33 protein-coding genes are annotated in these 17,805 nt (G+C 42.5%); all 33 read left to right on the top strand.

The features are described from left to right. The first annotated feature begins 32 nt into the window (after positions 1–32). The 33 genes from rplC (at position 33) to CLV31_RS10135 (ending at position 17,794) form a co-directional block, all read left to right on the top strand. On the top strand, positions 33–665 hold the full coding sequence (rplC, locus tag CLV31_RS09975) for a 50S ribosomal protein L3 (protein WP_111392861.1): 633 nt from the start codon (positions 33–35) through the stop codon (positions 663–665). Between the two features lie 3 nt (positions 666–668). Further along, positions 669–1,298, top strand: coding sequence for a 50S ribosomal protein L4 (rplD, locus tag CLV31_RS09980; RefSeq protein WP_111392746.1), 630 nt, complete (start codon positions 669–671; stop codon positions 1,296–1,298). 4 nt (positions 1,299–1,302) lie between these two features. Continuing rightward, positions 1,303–1,590 (top strand): 50S ribosomal protein L23, encoded by a 288-nt coding sequence (rplW, locus tag CLV31_RS09985; RefSeq protein ID WP_111392747.1) that lies wholly within the window; start codon positions 1,303–1,305, stop codon positions 1,588–1,590. Between the two features lie 13 nt (positions 1,591–1,603). Next, positions 1,604–2,428 (top strand): 50S ribosomal protein L2, encoded by an 825-nt coding sequence (gene rplB / locus CLV31_RS09990; protein ID WP_111392748.1) that lies wholly within the window; start codon positions 1,604–1,606, stop codon positions 2,426–2,428. 2 nt (positions 2,429–2,430) lie between these two features. Further along, entirely contained in the window at positions 2,431–2,709 is a 279-nt protein-coding gene (gene rpsS / locus CLV31_RS09995) for a 30S ribosomal protein S19 (protein WP_010856292.1), read from the top strand. 2 nt (positions 2,710–2,711) lie between these two features. Continuing rightward, entirely contained in the window at positions 2,712–3,104 is a 393-nt protein-coding gene (gene rplV / locus CLV31_RS10000) for a 50S ribosomal protein L22 (RefSeq protein WP_111392749.1), read from the top strand. Between the two features lie 9 nt (positions 3,105–3,113). Continuing rightward, a complete protein-coding gene (gene rpsC / locus CLV31_RS10005; protein ID WP_111392750.1) occupies positions 3,114–3,851 on the top strand; it encodes a 30S ribosomal protein S3 in 738 nt (245 codons plus the stop codon). A gap of 25 nt (positions 3,852–3,876) precedes the next feature. Then, positions 3,877–4,296: a 50S ribosomal protein L16 gene (gene rplP, locus CLV31_RS10010; RefSeq protein ID WP_111392751.1), complete on the top strand. Its 420-nt coding sequence runs from the start codon at positions 3,877–3,879 to the stop codon at positions 4,294–4,296. 9 nt (positions 4,297–4,305) lie between these two features. Further along, a complete protein-coding gene (rpmC, locus tag CLV31_RS10015; protein ID WP_111392752.1) occupies positions 4,306–4,488 on the top strand; it encodes a 50S ribosomal protein L29 in 183 nt (60 codons plus the stop codon). Positions 4,489–4,507: 19 nt separating this feature from the next. After that, a complete protein-coding gene (gene rpsQ / locus CLV31_RS10020) occupies positions 4,508–4,771 on the top strand; it encodes a 30S ribosomal protein S17 (protein ID WP_111392753.1) in 264 nt (87 codons plus the stop codon). 2 nt (positions 4,772–4,773) lie between these two features. Next, positions 4,774–5,142, top strand: a complete 369-nt coding sequence (gene rplN / locus CLV31_RS10025; protein ID WP_111392754.1) for a 50S ribosomal protein L14 — start codon at positions 4,774–4,776, stop codon at positions 5,140–5,142. Positions 5,143–5,144: 2 nt separating this feature from the next. Beyond that, positions 5,145–5,489, top strand: a complete 345-nt coding sequence (gene rplX / locus CLV31_RS10030) for a 50S ribosomal protein L24 (RefSeq protein ID WP_111392755.1) — start codon at positions 5,145–5,147, stop codon at positions 5,487–5,489. Continuing rightward, on the top strand, positions 5,482–6,042 hold the full coding sequence (rplE, locus tag CLV31_RS10035; protein WP_111392756.1) for a 50S ribosomal protein L5: 561 nt from the start codon (positions 5,482–5,484) through the stop codon (positions 6,040–6,042). The genes rplX and rplE overlap by 8 nt, the downstream gene beginning before the upstream one ends. Positions 6,043–6,044: 2 nt before the next feature. Then, entirely contained in the window at positions 6,045–6,314 is a 270-nt protein-coding gene (gene rpsN / locus CLV31_RS10040) for a 30S ribosomal protein S14 (protein ID WP_111392757.1), read from the top strand. Positions 6,315–6,394: 80 nt separating this feature from the next. Next, the gene (rpsH, locus tag CLV31_RS10045) at positions 6,395–6,790 is read left to right on the top strand and encodes a 30S ribosomal protein S8 (protein ID WP_111392758.1); all 396 of its coding nucleotides are present in this window, start codon (positions 6,395–6,397) and stop codon (positions 6,788–6,790) included. Between the two features lie 9 nt (positions 6,791–6,799). Further along, the gene (gene rplF, locus CLV31_RS10050; RefSeq protein ID WP_111392759.1) at positions 6,800–7,357 is read left to right on the top strand and encodes a 50S ribosomal protein L6; all 558 of its coding nucleotides are present in this window, start codon (positions 6,800–6,802) and stop codon (positions 7,355–7,357) included. 6 nt (positions 7,358–7,363) lie between these two features. Then, positions 7,364–7,714, top strand: a complete 351-nt coding sequence (rplR, locus tag CLV31_RS10055; RefSeq protein WP_111392760.1) for a 50S ribosomal protein L18 — start codon at positions 7,364–7,366, stop codon at positions 7,712–7,714. 5 nt (positions 7,715–7,719) lie between these two features. Continuing rightward, positions 7,720–8,238, top strand: a complete 519-nt coding sequence (gene rpsE / locus CLV31_RS10060) for a 30S ribosomal protein S5 (protein ID WP_067544600.1) — start codon at positions 7,720–7,722, stop codon at positions 8,236–8,238. A 5-nt stretch (positions 8,239–8,243) separates the two neighbouring features. Continuing rightward, the gene (gene rpmD / locus CLV31_RS10065) at positions 8,244–8,423 is read left to right on the top strand and encodes a 50S ribosomal protein L30 (protein ID WP_111392761.1); all 180 of its coding nucleotides are present in this window, start codon (positions 8,244–8,246) and stop codon (positions 8,421–8,423) included. Positions 8,424–8,425: 2 nt separating this feature from the next. Beyond that, positions 8,426–8,872 (top strand): 50S ribosomal protein L15, encoded by a 447-nt coding sequence (gene rplO, locus CLV31_RS10070; RefSeq protein ID WP_111392762.1) that lies wholly within the window; start codon positions 8,426–8,428, stop codon positions 8,870–8,872. A gap of 4 nt (positions 8,873–8,876) precedes the next feature. Continuing rightward, positions 8,877–10,196 (top strand): preprotein translocase subunit SecY, encoded by a 1,320-nt coding sequence (gene secY, locus CLV31_RS10075; RefSeq protein ID WP_111392763.1) that lies wholly within the window; start codon positions 8,877–8,879, stop codon positions 10,194–10,196. 2 nt (positions 10,197–10,198) lie between these two features. Continuing rightward, complete coding sequence (gene map, locus CLV31_RS10080; RefSeq protein ID WP_111392764.1) at positions 10,199–10,972, top strand: type I methionyl aminopeptidase; 774 nt, start codon at positions 10,199–10,201, stop codon at positions 10,970–10,972. A 1-nt stretch (position 10,973) separates the two neighbouring features. Beyond that, positions 10,974–11,192, top strand: coding sequence for a translation initiation factor IF-1 (infA, locus tag CLV31_RS10085; protein ID WP_077346329.1), 219 nt, complete (start codon positions 10,974–10,976; stop codon positions 11,190–11,192). A 96-nt stretch (positions 11,193–11,288) separates the two neighbouring features. After that, positions 11,289–11,405 carry a 50S ribosomal protein L36 gene (rpmJ, locus tag CLV31_RS10090; RefSeq protein ID WP_013927415.1) on the top strand — a complete coding sequence of 39 codons (117 nt, stop codon included), beginning with the start codon at positions 11,289–11,291 and terminating at the stop codon, positions 11,403–11,405. A gap of 2 nt (positions 11,406–11,407) precedes the next feature. Further along, entirely contained in the window at positions 11,408–11,785 is a 378-nt protein-coding gene (rpsM, locus tag CLV31_RS10095; RefSeq protein WP_111392765.1) for a 30S ribosomal protein S13, read from the top strand. Positions 11,786–11,800: 15 nt separating this feature from the next. Continuing rightward, entirely contained in the window at positions 11,801–12,199 is a 399-nt protein-coding gene (rpsK, locus tag CLV31_RS10100; protein ID WP_026953287.1) for a 30S ribosomal protein S11, read from the top strand. Between the two features lie 18 nt (positions 12,200–12,217). Beyond that, on the top strand, positions 12,218–12,823 hold the full coding sequence (rpsD, locus tag CLV31_RS10105) for a 30S ribosomal protein S4 (RefSeq protein WP_111392766.1): 606 nt from the start codon (positions 12,218–12,220) through the stop codon (positions 12,821–12,823). Positions 12,824–12,864: 41 nt separating this feature from the next. Next, entirely contained in the window at positions 12,865–13,854 is a 990-nt protein-coding gene (locus CLV31_RS10110; RefSeq protein WP_111392767.1) for a DNA-directed RNA polymerase subunit alpha, read from the top strand. Positions 13,855–13,860: 6 nt separating this feature from the next. Continuing rightward, a complete protein-coding gene (rplQ, locus tag CLV31_RS10115) occupies positions 13,861–14,355 on the top strand; it encodes a 50S ribosomal protein L17 (RefSeq protein ID WP_111392768.1) in 495 nt (164 codons plus the stop codon). A 116-nt stretch (positions 14,356–14,471) separates the two neighbouring features. Next, positions 14,472–15,569, top strand: a complete 1,098-nt coding sequence (gene carA / locus CLV31_RS10120) for a glutamine-hydrolyzing carbamoyl-phosphate synthase small subunit (RefSeq protein WP_111392769.1) — start codon at positions 14,472–14,474, stop codon at positions 15,567–15,569. Positions 15,570–15,591: 22 nt separating this feature from the next. Next, the gene (gene eno, locus CLV31_RS10125) at positions 15,592–16,875 is read left to right on the top strand and encodes a phosphopyruvate hydratase (protein ID WP_111392770.1); all 1,284 of its coding nucleotides are present in this window, start codon (positions 15,592–15,594) and stop codon (positions 16,873–16,875) included. A gap of 99 nt (positions 16,876–16,974) precedes the next feature. Further along, positions 16,975–17,262: an FtsB family cell division protein gene (locus CLV31_RS10130; RefSeq protein ID WP_111392862.1), complete on the top strand. Its 288-nt coding sequence runs from the start codon at positions 16,975–16,977 to the stop codon at positions 17,260–17,262. Beyond that, entirely contained in the window at positions 17,243–17,794 is a 552-nt protein-coding gene (locus tag CLV31_RS10135) for a hypothetical protein (protein ID WP_111392771.1), read from the top strand. The genes CLV31_RS10130 and CLV31_RS10135 overlap by 20 nt, the downstream gene beginning before the upstream one ends. The last annotated feature ends 11 nt before the right edge of the window (positions 17,795–17,805 follow it).

Here is a 17,805-nt window from a genome sequence, read left to right on the forward strand (position 1 = left end):
CGCTTGTGGATTATCAAATTATCTTATTCAAGATGTCTGGTATTATAGGTAAAAAAGTAGGAATGACTAGCATCTTCAGTGCCGATGGACGTAACGTCGCATGCACGCTAATCGAAGCTGGTCCTTGCGTAGTGACGCAAGTAAAAAACGTTGAAACAGACGGGTACAACGCAGTGCAGTTGGCATTCGGTGAGCGAAAGGAGAAAAACACTCCCAAGCCATTGATCGGTCATTTTAAAAAGGCCGGCACCACGCCAAAGCAGAAAGTTGTTGAGTTCCGTGACTTCAGGGTCGAGTTTGAAGGCCAAGTGGAGCTCGGAAAGACAGTAAGTGCCGGAGAGGTTTTCGTAGAAGGTGACTTCGTGGATGCCATCGGTACTTCAAAAGGTAAAGGCTTCCAAGGTGTCGTGAAGCGTCATGGTTTTGGTGGTGTGGGTGGACAAACTCACGGTCAGCACAACAGACAAAGACACCCAGGTTCCATTGGTGCTTGTTCTTGGCCATCAAGAGTATTCAAAGGCATGAGAATGGCCGGAAGAACTGGTGGTGACAGAGTAAAAGTAATCAACCTGAGAGTGTTGAAAGTTTATTCTGAGCAAAACCTGATTTTGGTTTCTGGTTCAGTGCCTGGTCCTAAAAATTCATTTGTTATTCTGGAGAAGTAAGCCATGGAATTAGCAGTAATCAATCATAAAGGACAAGAAACAGGTAGAAAGGTGACTCTTTCTGACGAGATTTTTGCAATCGAACCTAACGATAACGCAATCTACCTGGATGTAAAGCAATACCTGGCCAATCAAAGACAGGGTACGCATAAGTCGAAAGAAAGAAATGAAGTAGCAGGTTCTACTAAAAAGATCAAGAAGCAAAAGGGAACCGGTGGTGCCCGTGCCGGATCTTTGAAAGCTCCTAACTTCCGTGGTGGGGGTAGAGTTTTTGGCCCTAAGCCAAGAGACTACTCTTTCAAATTGAATAAAAAGGTGAAGCAGTTGGCCCGTAAGTCTGCGCTTACTTATAAAGCGAAAGAAAACAGCCTATTGGTATTGGAAGATCTTTCTTTTGATGCACCAAAGACCAAGAACTACCTTGCTTTGCTAAACGGACTTTCTCTTTCTGACAAGAAGACATTGTTGGTTCTCCCAGAAGACAACAAAAATGTATTTCTTTCCAGCAGAAACCTTCCAAAGGCGAAAGTTGTGACTGTACATGATGTAAATACTTACCAACTCCTCAATGCTGACCATTTGGTTTTGTGCGAAGGATCTGTAAGTAAATTAGAAACCATTTTATCGAAATAAGACAATGGATATTCTGAAGCAGCCTTTGATCACAGAAAAGATATCTGCACTTAATGAAAAAGGTGTTTACGGCTTTATCGTCGAGAAAACTGCCGATAAGTTGCAGATTAAATCTACTGTAGAGAAAAAATATGGTGTAAAAGTGGTTTCAGTGCGGACCATGAGATATGCTGCAAAGCATAAAACAAGATACACCAAAAACAAAATCGTATCAGGCTTTACCAATGCTTTCAAGAAAGCAATTGTACAAGTGGCTGATGGTGAAGTAATTGATTTTTACGGAGAAATTTAATTGAATCAATATCATGGCAATTAAAAAATTGAAGCCTGTAACTCCGGGAACACGATTCAGAGTAGCTCCTGCCTTTGACGAGATTACCAAGTCAAAGCCAGAAAAGTCGCTCCTCGCTCCTGTGAAGAAGTCAGGCGGTAGAAATAATGAAGGCAAAATGACCGCTCGCTACATCGGTGGAGGTCATAAGAGAAGACTACGAATCGTAGACTTCCAAAGAAAGAAGTTTGGTGTACCAGCTACCGTAAAGGCTATCGAGTACGATCCAAACAGAACAGCCCGTCTTGCCCTACTTTATTACGCAGATGGTGCAAAGGCCTACATTATCGCTCCGGAAGGTTTGCAAGTAGGACAAACAGTGATTTCCGGTGAGCAAGTTGCTCCAGAAGTGGGCAACGCCATGCCAATGGCAAATATCCCAATGGGTACCATTGTACACAATGTGGAATTGAAGCCAGGTAAAGGTGGTGCATTGGCTAGAAGTGCAGGTGGATACGCTCAGATTGTAGCTAGAGATTCTAGATACGTGACCGTGAAGCTTCCTTCTGGTGAAATGAGACTGATCCTTGGGGCATGTATGGCTACAGTTGGTACTGTATCAAATGCAGACCACATGAATGTAGTTCTGGGTAAAGCCGGCCGTAAAAGATGGCTAGGTGTCAGACCACGTACAAGAGGTGTGGCGATGAACCCAGTAGATCACCCAATGGGCGGTGGTGAAGGTCGTTCTTCAGGTGGACATCCAAGATCACGCAAAGGTCTTCTTGCTAAAGGTAAGAAAACCAGAGCACCTAAGAAGTATTCAAACAAATTCATCATCAGTAAAAGATCTAAATAATTATGGCACGTTCATTAAAAAAAGGTCCTTATATCGAACACCATCTGGTGAAGAAAGTAGATGCCATGAACGAGTCAGGCAAGAAATCTGTCATCAAGACTTGGTCAAGAAGATCCATGATTTCTCCGGATTTCGTGGGACATACCTTCGCTGTGCATAACGGAAACAAGTTTATCCCAGTATTTGTAACTGACAACATGGTAGGTCACAAATTGGGTGAATTTGCCCCAACCAGAAACTTCCGTGGCCACATTGCTAAAAAAGATAAAGGAAAGAGATAATCATGGAAGCAATAGCAAGATTAAGAAACGTTCCTACTTCACCGCGCAAAATGCGCCTTGTGGCTGACCTCGTAAGAGGCAAGAGAGTAGGATTGGCCCTTAGCATTTTGAAATTCACTCCAAATCATGGAGCGATCAAATTGGAGAAACTTCTCCTTTCTGCTGTGGCCAATTGGCAGGCAAAAAATCCTGATGCCAAGCTTGAAGAAGCTGACCTATTTGTGAAAACCATCATGGTTGACGAAGGTCGTTCACTCAAGCGATTGAGACCTGCTCCACAAGGACGTGGTCACAGAATCCGCAAGAGATCCAATCATGTAACCCTGGTAATTGACGCGTTCAATGCTGGAGACGTTACCGCTGATATAGTAGAAACTAACGAAAAGGCAAATTAAGAAAAGACTATGGGACAAAAGATTAACCCAATAGGATTTAGACTTGGTGTAATTAAAGGCTGGGATTCCAACTGGTATGGTGGGAAAGATTTTGCTGAAAAATTATACGAAGATCAACAAATCCGTAAGTACGTCCTTGCCAGAATACCTAAAGGCGGAATTGCTAAAGTGATCATTGAGCGTACGCTTAAGAGAATCACACTTACAATTCACACTGCCAGACCAGGTGTTGTAATTGGTAAAGGTGGAGCCGAAGTAGACAAGCTTAAAGAAGAACTCAAGAAGATCACCAACAAAGATATTCAAATCAATATCTTCGAAATTAAGCGTCCTGAATTGGATGCTAAATTGGTAGGTGAATCTATCGCGCAGCAGCTTCAAGCTAGAATTTCCTTCCGTCGTGCAATGAAGCAGGCGATTGCTGCTACCATGAGAGTGGGAGCAGAAGGAATTAAAGTTAAACTTTCTGGTCGTCTAGGCGGAGCTGAAATGGCCCGTTCTGAAATGTACAAAGAAGGACGTATCCCTCTTCATACCCTTAGAGCCGATATTGATTATGCGATCTCCGAAGCACTTACGGTGTATGGAATCATCGGTATCAAAGTATGGATCTTTAAAGGTGAAGTATACGGTAAGAGAGACCTATCCCCTAATCAAGGTGCTGCCAACGAGCCAAAAGGACAGCGTGGCCCAGCTCCAAAAGGTAGAGATAAAGACGGTCCAAGACGCAGAAAAAGAAATAACTAATTTTCACCTTTCTAAGTGAGAAATCATGTTACAGCCGAAAAGAACTAAATATAGGAAGATGCACAAGGGCCGTGTCAAAGGTCTGGCTACAAGAGGCGCTGAGCTCTCTTTTGGCAACTTTGGCATCAAATCCCTTGAGCCAGGATGGATTACTTCTCGCCAGATCGAGGCAGCTCGTATTGCCATGACAAGAGCGATGAAGAGAGAAGGACAGGTTTGGATCAGAATTTTCCCTGACAAACCTATCACCAAAAAGCCCGCAGAGGTACGTATGGGTAAAGGTAAAGGTGCTCCAGAATATTGGGTTGCAGTTATCAAGCCAGGTACTATCCTTTTCGAAGCTACAGGCGTGAGCCTGGAGACCGCTCAAGAGGCGTTGAGACTTGCGCAGCAGAAGCTACCCGTAAGTACAAGATTTGTTGTAAGAAGAGACTACGCTGAATAATCAGGAATTATGAAAAACACTGAAATCAGATCACTTTCAGCAAGTGAAATCGCCGAGCGACTTGTCGCTGAGCAGGAGAATCTAAGCAAATTGAGATTTGCCCATTCGATTTCTCCAATTGAGAATCCTAACAGAATCAGAGAGTCTAAGCGTCTGGTCGCAAGATTGAAGACTGCATTACACTCCAAATAACTAGCTAACAGAAAAGAAAATGGCTACGATTGAGAGAAATCTTCGCAAAGAAAGAATTGGGAAGGTCGTAAGCAACAAAATGGATAAATCCATCACTGTGGCTGTAGAGCGTAAGGTAAAGCATCCGATCTACGGTAAGTTTGTTGCCAAGACTACCAAATTTATGGTTCATGACGAGAAAAATGAGTGTAACCCGGGAGACTTGGTTAAAATCAGCGAAACTCGTCCGCTGAGCAAGAATAAGCGTTGGAGATTAGTTGAAATTATTGAAAGGGCTAAGTAATCATGATACAGCAAGAATCCAGACTAAGCGTTGCAGATAATTCCGGTGCCAAAGAGGTATTGGTCATCCGCGTGTTGGGAGGAACTGGTAAGCGTTATGCTTCAATCGGTGATAAAGTAGTCGTGACTGTAAAGTCAGCCCTATCTTCCAGCAATATGAAAAAGGGTACCGTTTCCAAAGCGGTAATTGTAAGAACAAAGAAAGAGATCCGTAGAAAGGATGGTTCTTATATCAGATTTGAAGATAATGCTGCCGTGTTGTTGAACAACAACGATGAGCCACGAGGTACCCGTATTTTCGGTCCAGTAGCCAGAGAGCTCAGAGAAAAGCAGTTTATGAAAATCGTTTCCTTGGCCCCTGAAGTACTTTAATCATGGAAAGAAAATTCAATAAGCAGCCTAAGCTGCACATCAAAACTGGAGATACTGTAAAGGTAATCGCAGGTGATGACAAAGGAAAAACCGGAAAGGTACTTTCAATAGATACTGATAAGAGAAAGGCAATCGTGGAAGGGATCAATATGATCACCAAACATGTGAAGCCTACTGCTGCAAAGCCTCAGGGTGGTATCGAAAAGAAGGAAGCCTCCTTGCATATCAGTAATTTAATGCTTGTTGACCCTAAAACCGGTGAAGCAACTAGAACTGGCCGTAAGGTAGGTGAAAATGGAAAACTAGTGAGGTTCTCAAAGAAAACTGGGGAGGTGATCAATGGCTAATCCAAGAATTAAAGTAAAATACTTGAACGATATCGTTCCTGCTTTGAAAGAGAAGTTTCAATACTCCTCCGTAATGCAGGTTCCCAAGTTGACAAAAATTGTCATCAATAAAGGGATTGGAGCTGCAGTAGCTGATAAGAAGTTAGTGGATCAAGGAGTTGAAGAGCTTTCTTTGATTACCGGTCAGAGAGCTGTTGCAACCAAAGCTAAAATTGCTGTCTCTAACTTCAAACTTAGAGAAGGAATGCCAATTGGAGCCAAAGTTACTTTGAGAGGCGAGAAGATGTATGAGTTCCTTGATCGATTGATGACCGTAGCTCTTCCACGAGTACGTGACTTCAAAGGTATTTCTGACAAAGGATTTGACGGAAGAGGAAACTACACGTTGGGCGTTACCGAACAGATTATTTTCCCTGAGATTTCTATCGAGAAAGTGAATAGAATCTCAGGTATGGATATCACCTTCGTAACTACCGCTGGTACAGATGAAGAAGCTTTTGCTCTGTTGAAAGCTTTTGGAATGCCATTCGTTAATAAAAATAATCAAGAATAATCATGGCAAAAGAGTCCATCAAAGCTCGAGAGAGAAAAAGAGAAAGATTGGTTGCCAAGTATGCCAAGAAAAGAGCCGAGCTGAAAGCAGCCGGTGACTACGAAGCCCTTGACAAATTACCAAAGAATGCTTCTCCGGTAAGACTTCACAACAGATGTAAGCTGACCGGTCGTCCAAAAGGATACATGCGAAAGTTTGGAATCAACAGGGTAACCTTCAGAGAAATGGCTTCTGCTGGTAAAATCCCTGGTCTGACTAAGTCTAGCTGGTAAAATAACGACAGTAGTTTTTATTCTAAAAATCAATTCGTAACTTTGCACGCCCAATTCGGGTGGTGCTAGACTATACTAATATGACTGATCCAATAGCTGATTATCTGACCAGATTGAGAAATGCCATCAAGGCTTCTCATCGAATCGTTGAGATACCTGCTTCTAACATCAAGAAGGAAATCACAAAGGTGTTGCACGAAAAAGGATATATTCAAAATTACAAATTTGAAGATAATGGTCCTCAAGGCACAATCAAGATCGCTTTGAAGTACAATCCTACTACAAAGCAAAACGCCATTGTAAGCCTTGAGCGAGTTAGTACTCCAGGTTTGAGAAAATACGCCAAGCATGATGCTCTCCCCAGAGTGATCAATGGACTTGGTATCGCCATTGTTTCCACATCTAAAGGTGTGATGACCGACAAAGAAGCCCGAGTAGAGGGTATCGGTGGCGAAGTTCTTTGCTACGTATATTAATTTACTATCATGTCTAGAATAGGTAAAAAACCAATAAATATACCCAGCGGTGTTACTGTAGACGTGTCAGCTCATGGAACTGTCACTGTTAAAGGTCCAAAGGGTACACTGACTCAGGATGTGAATCCCGATATTCAGGTGAAAGTGGAAGGCAGCGAAATCGTTGTTTCCAGACCTACCGAATCCAAAAGACATAAATCTTTACATGGTCTTTACAGATCACTGATCAACAACATGGTGATTGGTGTGTCCACAGGCTACAAAAAGGATTTGGAATTGGTCGGTGTAGGTTATAAGGCTTCCAATCAGGGCCAGGTACTTGAGCTGAGCTTAGGTTACTCTCACAGTATTTTTATGGCTTTGCCAAATGAAATCTCTCTTAAGACGGAGACGCCAAAAGGTAAAAACCCATTGATTACTTTGGAAGGTATCGACAAAGAGTTGATCGGACAAGTCGCTGCAAAAATCAGATCTCTTCGTAAGGTTGAACCTTATAAGGGTAAAGGTGTGCGCTTCGTTGGTGAACAAGTTAGACGTAAGGCTGGTAAAACTGCCGGTAAAAAATAATAGGTTATGGCATTTAATAAGAATTCCAGAAGACTTAGAATCAAGCAGGGTATCAGAAGAAAGATTTCTGGTACAGATTCCAGACCTCGTCTGTCAGTTTTCAAAAGTAATACTGGCATTTATGCACAGTTGGTTGACGATCTTAAAGGCGTCACTTTGGCTCAGGCTTCTTCCAAAGAGCTTGGTTCTAAGGCAAACACCAATGTAACTGTATCCAAGGAAGTAGGTAAAAAACTTGCCGAGAGAGCAGTTGCCAATGGAGTGTCTGCAGTAGTATTTGACCGTAATGGCTACTTGTATCATGGTAATGTAAAAGCTTTGGCCGAAGGTGCCAGAGAAGGAGGCCTTAAATTCTAATCAATATGTCTCAAGTAAGAAGAAAACCCATTAGGGCTACAGATACAGAATTGAAAGAGAAAGTTGTCGCTATCAACCGAGTAGCCAAAGTGGTGAAAGGGGGTAGAAGATTTTCCTTCTCTGCAATTGTAGTGGTTGGAGATGGCCAAGGTGTAGTAGGTTACGGATTGGGTAAAGCCAATGAAGTGACTGACGCTATAACCAAAGGCATCGAAGACGCTAAGAAGAACTTGGTGAAAGTTCCAGTTTTGAAAGGTACTATCCCTCATGAACAAATTGGAAAATTTGGTGGAGGTTTGGTATTGATCAAGCCTGCAGCTGCCGGTACCGGTGTTATCGCTGGTGGTGCTATGCGTGCAGTGTTGGAATCAGCCGGTGTAACGGACGTTTTAGCTAAATCAAAAGGCTCGTCCAACCCTCACAATGTTGTGAAAGCTACCATTGATGCATTGGTTCAGCTTAGAGATGCAATCTCTGTTTCTCAACAGAGAGGCGTGAAAATGTCAAAAGTCTTTAACGGATAAGTATCATGGCAAAGATTAAAATCACACAAGTGAAAAGTACGATCGACAGACCAAAAGATCAGAAAGCAACAATCACTGCTCTTGGACTGGGTCGTATCAGCAAATCTGTGGTGGTAGAAAATACTCCTCAAATCGCTGGAATGGTAAATAAAGTGAATCACCTTGTAAAAGTGGAGGAAGCTTAATCATGAAACTATATACATTAACCCCAGCTGAAGGTTCTACAAAAAACCGCAAAAGAATTGGTCGTGGTACTGGTTCTGGTAGAGGTGGAACTTCTACAAGAGGTCATAAAGGAGCTAAGTCAAGATCTGGTTACAAAACTAAGATTGGATTTGAAGGTGGTCAAATGCCTCTTCAAAGACGTGTTCCTAAATTCGGTTTCAAATCCTTGAATAAGGTAGAGTTCAAACCGGTAAATTTGGATACCTTGCAATCTCTTGCTGAGCAATTCAATCTTTCAGCTATCACCATGGAAGCGTTAGTTTCTCATGGACTGGCATCTAAGAATGATAAAATCAAAATCCTCGGCGGTGGAGAATTGAAATCCAAATTGGACGTGACTGCACACCAGTTTTCTGCTTCTGCGGTAGCAGCAATCGAAAACCTTGGTGGTACTGTAAACAAGATTTAAGTAAATGAAAAAGTTTATTTCGACAGTAAAGAACATTTTCTCAATCGAAGACTTGAGAGTAAGAATCCTGAATACCATTGGATTTTTGATCATCTTCAGATTAGGTTCATTCATCGTACTTCCCGGTGTGGATCCATCAAAACTCGGTGGGGCGCCAGAAGGGATATTCGGTTTGATCGATACTTTTCTGGGGGGAGCCTTTAGCAATGCTTCCATTTTCGGTTTGGGGATTATGCCTTACATATCTGCATCTATTGTGTTGCAGTTGCTTACTGTCGGAGTACCCTATTTTCAAAAAATGCAAAAAGAGGGCGAATCTGGTAGAAAAAGAATCAATCAGATTACCCGAGTACTGACCATTGCGATCACGGTAGCGCAAGGTATTGGTTATGTAACAGCTACAATTCTTCCTACTGGAGCCGTTATGGTTAGTACCTCTCTTTTCATGTTCAGTTCGTTAGTACTTCTTTCTGCCGGTACCATGTTTTGTATGTGGTTAGGTGAAAAAATTACTGAGAAGGGAATCGGAAACGGGATCTCTATGCTGATTATGATAGGGATTATTTCCCGCTTTCCGGGAGCTTTGATTGCGGAAGGTTTGGAAAAAGGTTCCTCAGGCATGTTGCTGCTGATTATTGAGGCTGTGGTTCTATTCTTCGTAGTTGTTGGAGTTATTGCTCTTACAGAAGCTACCAGGAGAATTCCGGTTCAATATGCCAAGCAAGTAGTAGGAGGTAAAGTTTATGGTGGACAGCGTCAGTACATTCCGATTAAAGTGAATGCTTCTGGTGTAATGCCTATTATCTTTGCACAATCATTGATGTTTGTACCTGCCTTGATAGCTCAGATATGGGCCGGTGAGAGTGACATAGCTAATTACATTGGTACCACTTTCTCTGATTTCACATCCTGGCAATACAACTTGCTGTTTGCAGTATTGATTATCGTATTTACGTTCTTCTATACTGCGATCACGGTCAATCCGGAACAAATTGCAGAAGACATGAAAAGGAATGGTGGATTTGTACCGGGAATCAAGCCTGGTGCTCCAACATCGGATTTTATCGATGGAATCATTTCTAAAATAACGCTTCCGGGTTCTGTTCTACTCGCTGCAGTTGCGATTCTTCCTGCCTTAGCTATTATTGCGGGAGTGGGTGGTGAGTTTGCTCAGTTTTATGGCGGAACTTCATTATTGATCATGGTTGGTGTTATCATGGATACTTTGAGACAAATAGAAAGTTATTTGTTGATGAGACACTATGAAGGAATGATGAAAAGCGGTAATGTGAAGAATAATCCTTCCAATTACCAAGTCGCTTAATAATGATTCATTACAAGACTTCTGAGGAAGTCCTTAAGATTAAAGAAAGTGCCGATATACTGGGTAAAGCTCATGGAGAGGTTGCCAAGTATGTCAAGGAAGGGGTAAAGACCTCTTTCTTAGATAAAATTGCTGAAGAGTTTATCAGGGATCATGGCGCTGTACCTTCTTTTAAAGGGTACAACGGTTTTCCCTCCTCATTGTGTATCTCTGTCAACGAAGTTGTTGTTCATGGATTTCCCAGTGAGTATGAATTGAAAGATGGCGATATAATCTCTGTAGATTGTGGAGTCTTTCACCAAGGTTTTCATAGCGATTCCGCTTATACATACCCCATAGGTGAGGTTTCCCCTTCTATTTTAGCATTACTTCGGTCTACCAGAGATTCACTCTATTTAGGAATTGAACAGGCTAAATTTGGAAATCGTGTCGGTGATATCGGTCATGCCATCCAAAAATTTGTTGAAGCCAAAGGCTATACGGTCGTCCGAGAGTTAGTCGGGCACGGACTGGGCCGCAAACTTCACGAAGCTCCTGAGGTTCCTAATTATGGCAAAAAAGGCAGTGGCCCCTTGCTCAAGCAAGGAATGGTGATTGCAATTGAGCCCATGATCAATCTTGGATCTAGAAATATCGTCCAGGAAAGAGACGGTTGGACTATCCGAACTGCAGATCGGAAACCTTCAGCCCACTTTGAGCACACAGTTGCAATATTTGAAGACAGAACAGAGGTCTTGACGACCCATAAATACATAGAAGAGATCTTTAAATTCTAATATGGCCAAACAGACATCAATCGAGCAAGACGGTACCATTACGGAGGCGTTATCCAACGCGATGTTCAAAGTGGAACTGGAGAATGGACATCAATTGATTGCCCATATTTCCGGTAAAATGAGGATGAATTACATTAAAATCCTTCCCGGAGATAAAGTCAAGTTAGAATTATCTCCCTATGATTTAACAAAAGGCAGAATAGTATATCGATATAAATAGACTGACATGAAATCGAGCAGAACAGCCAACCAGTCTTTGAATCAGGTAAACTTGAATGCGAGATTACATATGGCCGAAATGTAAAATAATAATCATATGAAAGTAAAGGCATCTATTAAAAAGAGAAGTGCTGACTGTAAGGTGATCAGAAGAAAAGGAAAACTTTACGTCATCAATAAGAAAAATCCTAAGTATAAACAAAGACAAGGTTAATCATGGCTAGAATTGCAGGTGTAGACATACCAGACAATAAGCGCGGCGAAATCGGACTTACCTATATCTTCGGAATAGGAAGAAGCGCCGCCAGAGCGATCCTGAGCAAGGCCGGTATCTCTTTTGACAAAAAAGCAGGAGAGTGGAATGACGAAGAGTCAACCGCAATCCGTAACATTATCTCCGAGGAATACAGAACCGAAGGGGTGTTGAAGTCGGAGATCCAATTGAACATCAAGCGTCTGATGGATATCGGATGTTACAGAGGTTTGAGACACAGAAAAGGACTTCCTGTACGTGGTCAAGGTACTAAAAACAACGCCAGAACAAGGAAGGGTAAGAGAAAGACTGTTGCTAACAAGAAGAAGGCAACTAAATAAAACCTGATTTAGATTATGGCTCAGAAAAGAAACGATAAAGCAAAAGGTAAAAAGCGAGTAGTAAAGGTAGAAGCTGTAGGTCAGGCACACATTAGAGCCTCCTTCAACAATATCATCATCTCTATTACCAATAATGCAGGTCAAGTAATCTCTTGGGCTTCTGCCGGTAAAATGGGTTTCAGAGGTTCTAAGAAAAATACTCCTTACGCTGCTCAAATGGCCGCCCAAAATTGCGGTCAAGTAGCTTATGATCTCGGTTTGAGAAAAATCGAAGTATTCGTAAAAGGTCCAGGCGCTGGTCGTGAATCTGCGATCAGAACTTTGCAAAACGTAGGTTTGGATGTGACTACCATCATTGATGTCACTCCGATGCCGCACAACGGTTGTCGTCCTCCTAAGCGTAGAAGAGTTTAATTTTAAAAAAGTTACAGAATGGCAAGATATACAGGTCCTAAAGCAAAAATCTCCAGAAGATTTGGAGAAGCTATCGAAGGGCACAGCAAGGCACTTCAAAAGAAAAACTACCCTCCTGGCCAGCATGGTCGTGGTAGAAGAAAGAAGCAGTCCGAATATGCAGTTCAGCTTGCTGAGAAGCAAAAAGCGAAATATATCTATGGCGTATTGGAGAGACAATTCGCAAAGATGTTTGACATTGCTTCCAGAAAAACAGGTATTACCGGTGAAAACCTCCTGCAGCTTCTTGAAGCTCGTTTAGATAATACCGTTTATAGATTGGGAATTTCTCCTACTCGTCGAGGAGCCAGACAGCTTGTGGGTCATAAGCACATCTTGGTCAATGGTGAGGTAGTCAATATTCCTTCTTACACCCTGAAGCCAGGTGATGTGATCTCTGTGAGAGAGCGTTCTAAATCTCTTGAGGCGATTACCAACAGCTTGGCTGGAAGAGCATCAAACAGATATCCTTGGTTAGAGTGGGATAATGCTTCTTTGACAGGGAAATTCGTCAGTGTACCAGGCAGAGATGATATTCCGGAGAATATCAAGGAGCAGCTCATTGTCGAACTTTACTCTAAGTAATATTTTACTATTTTCAGCTAAAAAAAAACAGAACGAGATATATGTCCATACTAGCATTTCAAATGCCCGAGAAAGTGGTGATGGAGAAAGCCGACGACTTTCATGGCTTGTTCACCTTCAAACCACTCGAAAAAGGCTATGGAGTTACCATCGGTAACGCCCTGAGAAGAATATTGCTTTCTTCTTTGGAGGGATACGCCATCACTTCCATCAAAATCCCGGGAGTGGTCCACGAATTCTCTACCATCGAGGGTGTAGTAGAAGACGTGACTGACATCATTTTGAACCTAAAGCAAGTGAGATTCAAAAAAGTGCATGACGCATTTGACGGAAAAATCACTGTAGAAATCAAAAATCAGTCTGTTTTCACCGCGGGGGACATTGCCAAGTTCACTTCTTCCTTCGAAGTTTTGAATCCTGAATTGGTTATTTGCCATATCGATGAAACAAAAAATTTCGAAATCGAACTTACAGTCGAAAAGGGAAGGGGTTATTTACCGGCTGAAGAATCCAAACCCAAAGAGCAGGTTTTTGGACAAATCGCTATCGATGCCATTTTCACACCTATCAAAAATGTGAAATACAGCGTTGAAAACACCCGAGTAGAGCAGAAGACTGACTTCGAAAAATTGATCCTTGAAGTTTCTACAGATGGTTCTATCCATCCAGAGAAAGCGCTTCAGGAATCAGCTAAAATTTTGATTCAGCACTTCATGCTGTTCTCTGACCAGACAATGGTCCTTGATTCTACCGGTGTAGCTGAACCAGAGCCTATCGATGAGGAATTCCTTCACATGCGTAAGCTTTTGAAGACTTCTTTGAGCGATCTTGATCTTTCTGTTCGAGCGTTCAATTGTCTAAAGGCTGCCGATGTGAGAACTCTTGGAGATCTTGCCAGACTTGAGATTTCTGATATGATGAAATTCAGAAACTTCGGAAAAAAGTCACTGGCTGAGCTTGAGCAATTGATCCAAGAGAAAGGTCTAACCTTTGGGATGGACATTTCTAAGTACAAACTTGATGAAGAATAATAAACAATGAGACACGGTAAGAAATTTAACCACCTTGGTAGGACTGCCTCTCACAGGAAGGCAATGCTTTCCAACATGGCAACTTCCCTGATTCTTCACAAGCGTATATCTACTACGCTTGCCAAGGCTAAAGAATTGAAGAAGTTTGTTGAGCCTCTGGTTACCAGAGCTAAAGAAGATTCTACACACAATAGACGTATTGCCTTCTCCTATCTGAAAAGCAAGGATGCTATCAAAGCTCTTTTCGGTGAGATAATTGAGAAAGTAGGTACTCGCCCAGGAGGGTATACCAGGATTATTAAGACTGGTTTCCGTTTGGGTGACAACGCTGAAATGAGTATCATCGAACTGGTTGACTTCAATGAATTGATGTTGAAAGATGCTAAGCCAGCTAAAAAGACCACTAGAAGATCCAGAAGATCTACTGGTAAAGCGGCTGATGCAGCTCCTGCTGCTCCAGCAGCGGAGGCTGGCACTGAAAGCGACAACGAAGAAAAATAAATTGAAGGAACACCTGAAATATCAAAAGGATTGGACGCCCGTTCAATCCTTTTTTTATACCCTAGCCTAATATCCTCCTCCCCAAGAATTATTAACTTTGGGCAATCTTCAAAGAAATGATTAAACAAAAAGCTACTTTACTTCTTGCCGATGGGACGGTATTCCACGGCACCCTCATCGGTAAACCTGGTACCAATGGCGGAGAAATCTGCTTTAATACCGGAATGACTGGCTATCAGGAAATCTACACAGATCCATCCTATACCGGGCAAATTGTTGTCACCACTACTTCTCACATAGGTAACTATGGGGTGCATCAGGACGAAATTGAATCCGATCACCCATGTGTCGCAGGGATTGTGGTGAATAGTTTCTCAGAAGTTTTTTCAAGATTGGATGCTTCTGGTTCATTGCAGGACTACTTAGTAAACTATGGAATTACCGGTATCGCTGACATCGACACGCGCAAACTTGTTCGTCATTTGCGCTCAAAAGGGGCTATGAATGCCATTATCAGTTCGGAGTTTGAACAAAATCTTGAAGGACTGAAAGCCGAATTGGCCAAAGTTCCAGATATGAATGGATTGGAATTGTCTTCCTCTGTTTGTACTCAAGAACCTTATTTTTTCGGTGATGAAAATGCACCTGTAAAAGTAGCCTGTCTCGATTTTGGGATTAAGAAGAACATTCTCAGAAACTTGGCCTCCCGAGGTGTTTATTGCAAGGTATACCCTGCTAAAACAAAGTTGAAAGAAATGGAAGAATGGGAGCCACAGGCTTATTTTCTCTCCAACGGCCCGGGTGATCCGGCAGTCATGGAGTATGCCGTAGATACGGTTAAGGATATATTGGAAACGGGTAAGCCAATCTTTGGAATCTGCCTTGGTCATCAACTTTTGGCAGAAGCGGTGGGAATCAAAACCTACAAAATGCACCACGGCCATCGAGGTCTCAACCACCCCATCAAGAATCTACTTACTGGTAAGAGTGAAATCACTTCCCAAAATCACGGATTCAACGTGGTTAGAGAGGACACAGAAAAGAATCCCCACGTGGAGATTACCCATGTTCACTTAAATGACAATACTGTCGCTGGTATTCGTCTCAAACACAAACCTGCATTTTCCGTGCAATATCACCCTGAATCATCTCCAGGACCACACGATTCTAGGTATTTGTTTGATGACTTTATTTCCCTGATTAACCAAAACTAATTCTAATAAACCTTTTAAAACTATGACGTTGATTCAATCAATTCATGCAAGACAAATCCTTGATTCACGAGGAAATCCTACCGTAGAAGTCGATGTAGTTACTGAAAATGGAGCTTTTGGCCGTGCAGCCGTTCCAAGTGGTGCTTCTACAGGTGTAAATGAAGCAGTCGAGCTCCGGGATGGAGACAAAAGCAAATATTTGGGGAAAGGCGTACTGAAGGCTGTATCCAATGTAAATGACATCATCGCTCCAGAATTGGTCGGTATGGATGTGTTTGAGCAGAATACCATCGACCAAATCATGATCGATCTGGATGGCACTTCTACCAAAAGCAAGTTGGGAGCAAATGCGATCCTTGGTGTTTCTTTGGCGGTGGCAAAAGCAGCAGCCATGGAAGCGGGACAGCCCTTATACCGATACATCGGCGGAGTGAATGCCAATACACTTCCTGTTCCGATGTTGAATATCATCAACGGAGGTTCTCACTCCGATGCCCCTATTGCTTTCCAGGAATTCATGGTTCGTCCGGTAGGAGCTTCCAGCTTCTCTGAAGCAATCCGAATGGGTGCTGAAATTTTCCATAATTTGAAAAAAATCCTTCACGACAAAAACCTCAGCACAGCAGTAGGTGATGAGGGTGGATTTGCTCCCAACTTTTCAGGAGGTACAGAAGAGGCACTTGCCTGTATTTTGGATGCGATCGCCAAGGCCGGCTATAAGCCTGGTGACGATGTGACCATCGCTTTGGACTGCGCATCTTCCGAATTCTACAAAGACGGGAAATATGACTACTCTAAGTTTGAAGGTCCAACCGGAAAAGTAAGATCGCGGGAAGAACAAGTCGCGTATTTGGCCGAGTTGACTGAAAAATATCCAATCGACTCTATCGAGGACGGTTGTGCCGAGGAAGATTGGGCAGGTTGGGCGATGCTAACCGCCAAAATCGGAGACAAAGTACAATTGGTAGGTGATGATCTATTTGTGACCAATGTGAAATTCCTCAAAAGAGGAATCGAAGAGAAATCAGCTAACTCCATTCTTGTAAAAGTAAATCAGATCGGAACCCTTACCGAAACCCTGAACGCAATAAACATGGCACACAAGGCGGGCTTCACAGCCGTCATGTCTCACAGATCCGGCGAAACAGAAGATTCTACCATAGCTGATTTGGCTGTGGCCGTGAATTGTGGACAGATCAAAACCGGTTCCGCTTCACGTTCTGACCGTATGGCTAAATACAACCAATTGCTTCGAATCGAAGAGCAATTGGGTGATGCCGCCGTGTTCAAAGGAAGATTGAAATAAGAAAAGATCAAATTGATCGTACAGAGACAGCCCTTAATTCGGGGCTGTCTTTTTTTTGCATCATTTTTGTACCTTCATTTCAAATTTGGATTTCAAATCATGAAGAAAATCTTCAAATACACGGGAAATTTTTATGTGCTTTCTACCTTGTTTTTTCTTTTTTGGATGATTTTTATCGATTCCAATAGCTTGGTTATTCACTTTCGACTGACCCAGAAACTCTGGGATCTCGAAAATCAAAAGGAATACTATCAGGAGAAAAGAATCCAGATCAAGGCCGAAAGAGAAGAATTGATGAGTAATGCCGAACTCTTGGAGAAGTTTGCCCGTGAACGGTATCTGATGAAAAAACCAACTGAAGATCTCTATGTCGTTGTCGATAAATAAGTGCCTTTCCGTCCTGTTTTTGACTTTGATTTTATCCTCCACCCTGGCATTTGCCCAGCGTGATATTGATCCTGAAGATAACCCTCCCCTCAAGGATCGAATGTATTTTGGAGGGAATCTGGGCCTCCAGTTTGGGACAGTGACATTGATTGATATTTCACCGTTGGCCGGCGTGATGATTACTCCCAGATTCTCTTCTGGTCTAGGAGCCACTTATCAATACTATGATGACAACAGATTCCAAGGCGCCTCAGGCTCTTCCTATGGAGGAAGGGTCTTTGCGAGATATAATGTACTTCCCAATATTTTTGCCTATACGGAGTTTGAAACCATCAACTGGAATGCCTATAATTTTTTCAATGACCGCTTTCAACGAACTTGGACGGACGCCTTCTTTGTTGGCGCCGGATATTTTGCGCCTTTCGGGTCCAGGGGTGGAGCCAATTTCACGTTTTTGTACAACCTGATGCATGACAACCGTAATTCATATTACAGTGAACCTTATGTAATTCGGGTTGGTTTTGTGCTTTGATAGCTCCAACT

It is taken from the genome of Algoriphagus aquaeductus (assembly GCF_003253485.1).
GTDB classification, from domain to species: domain Bacteria; phylum Bacteroidota; class Bacteroidia; order Cytophagales; family Cyclobacteriaceae; genus Algoriphagus; species Algoriphagus aquaeductus.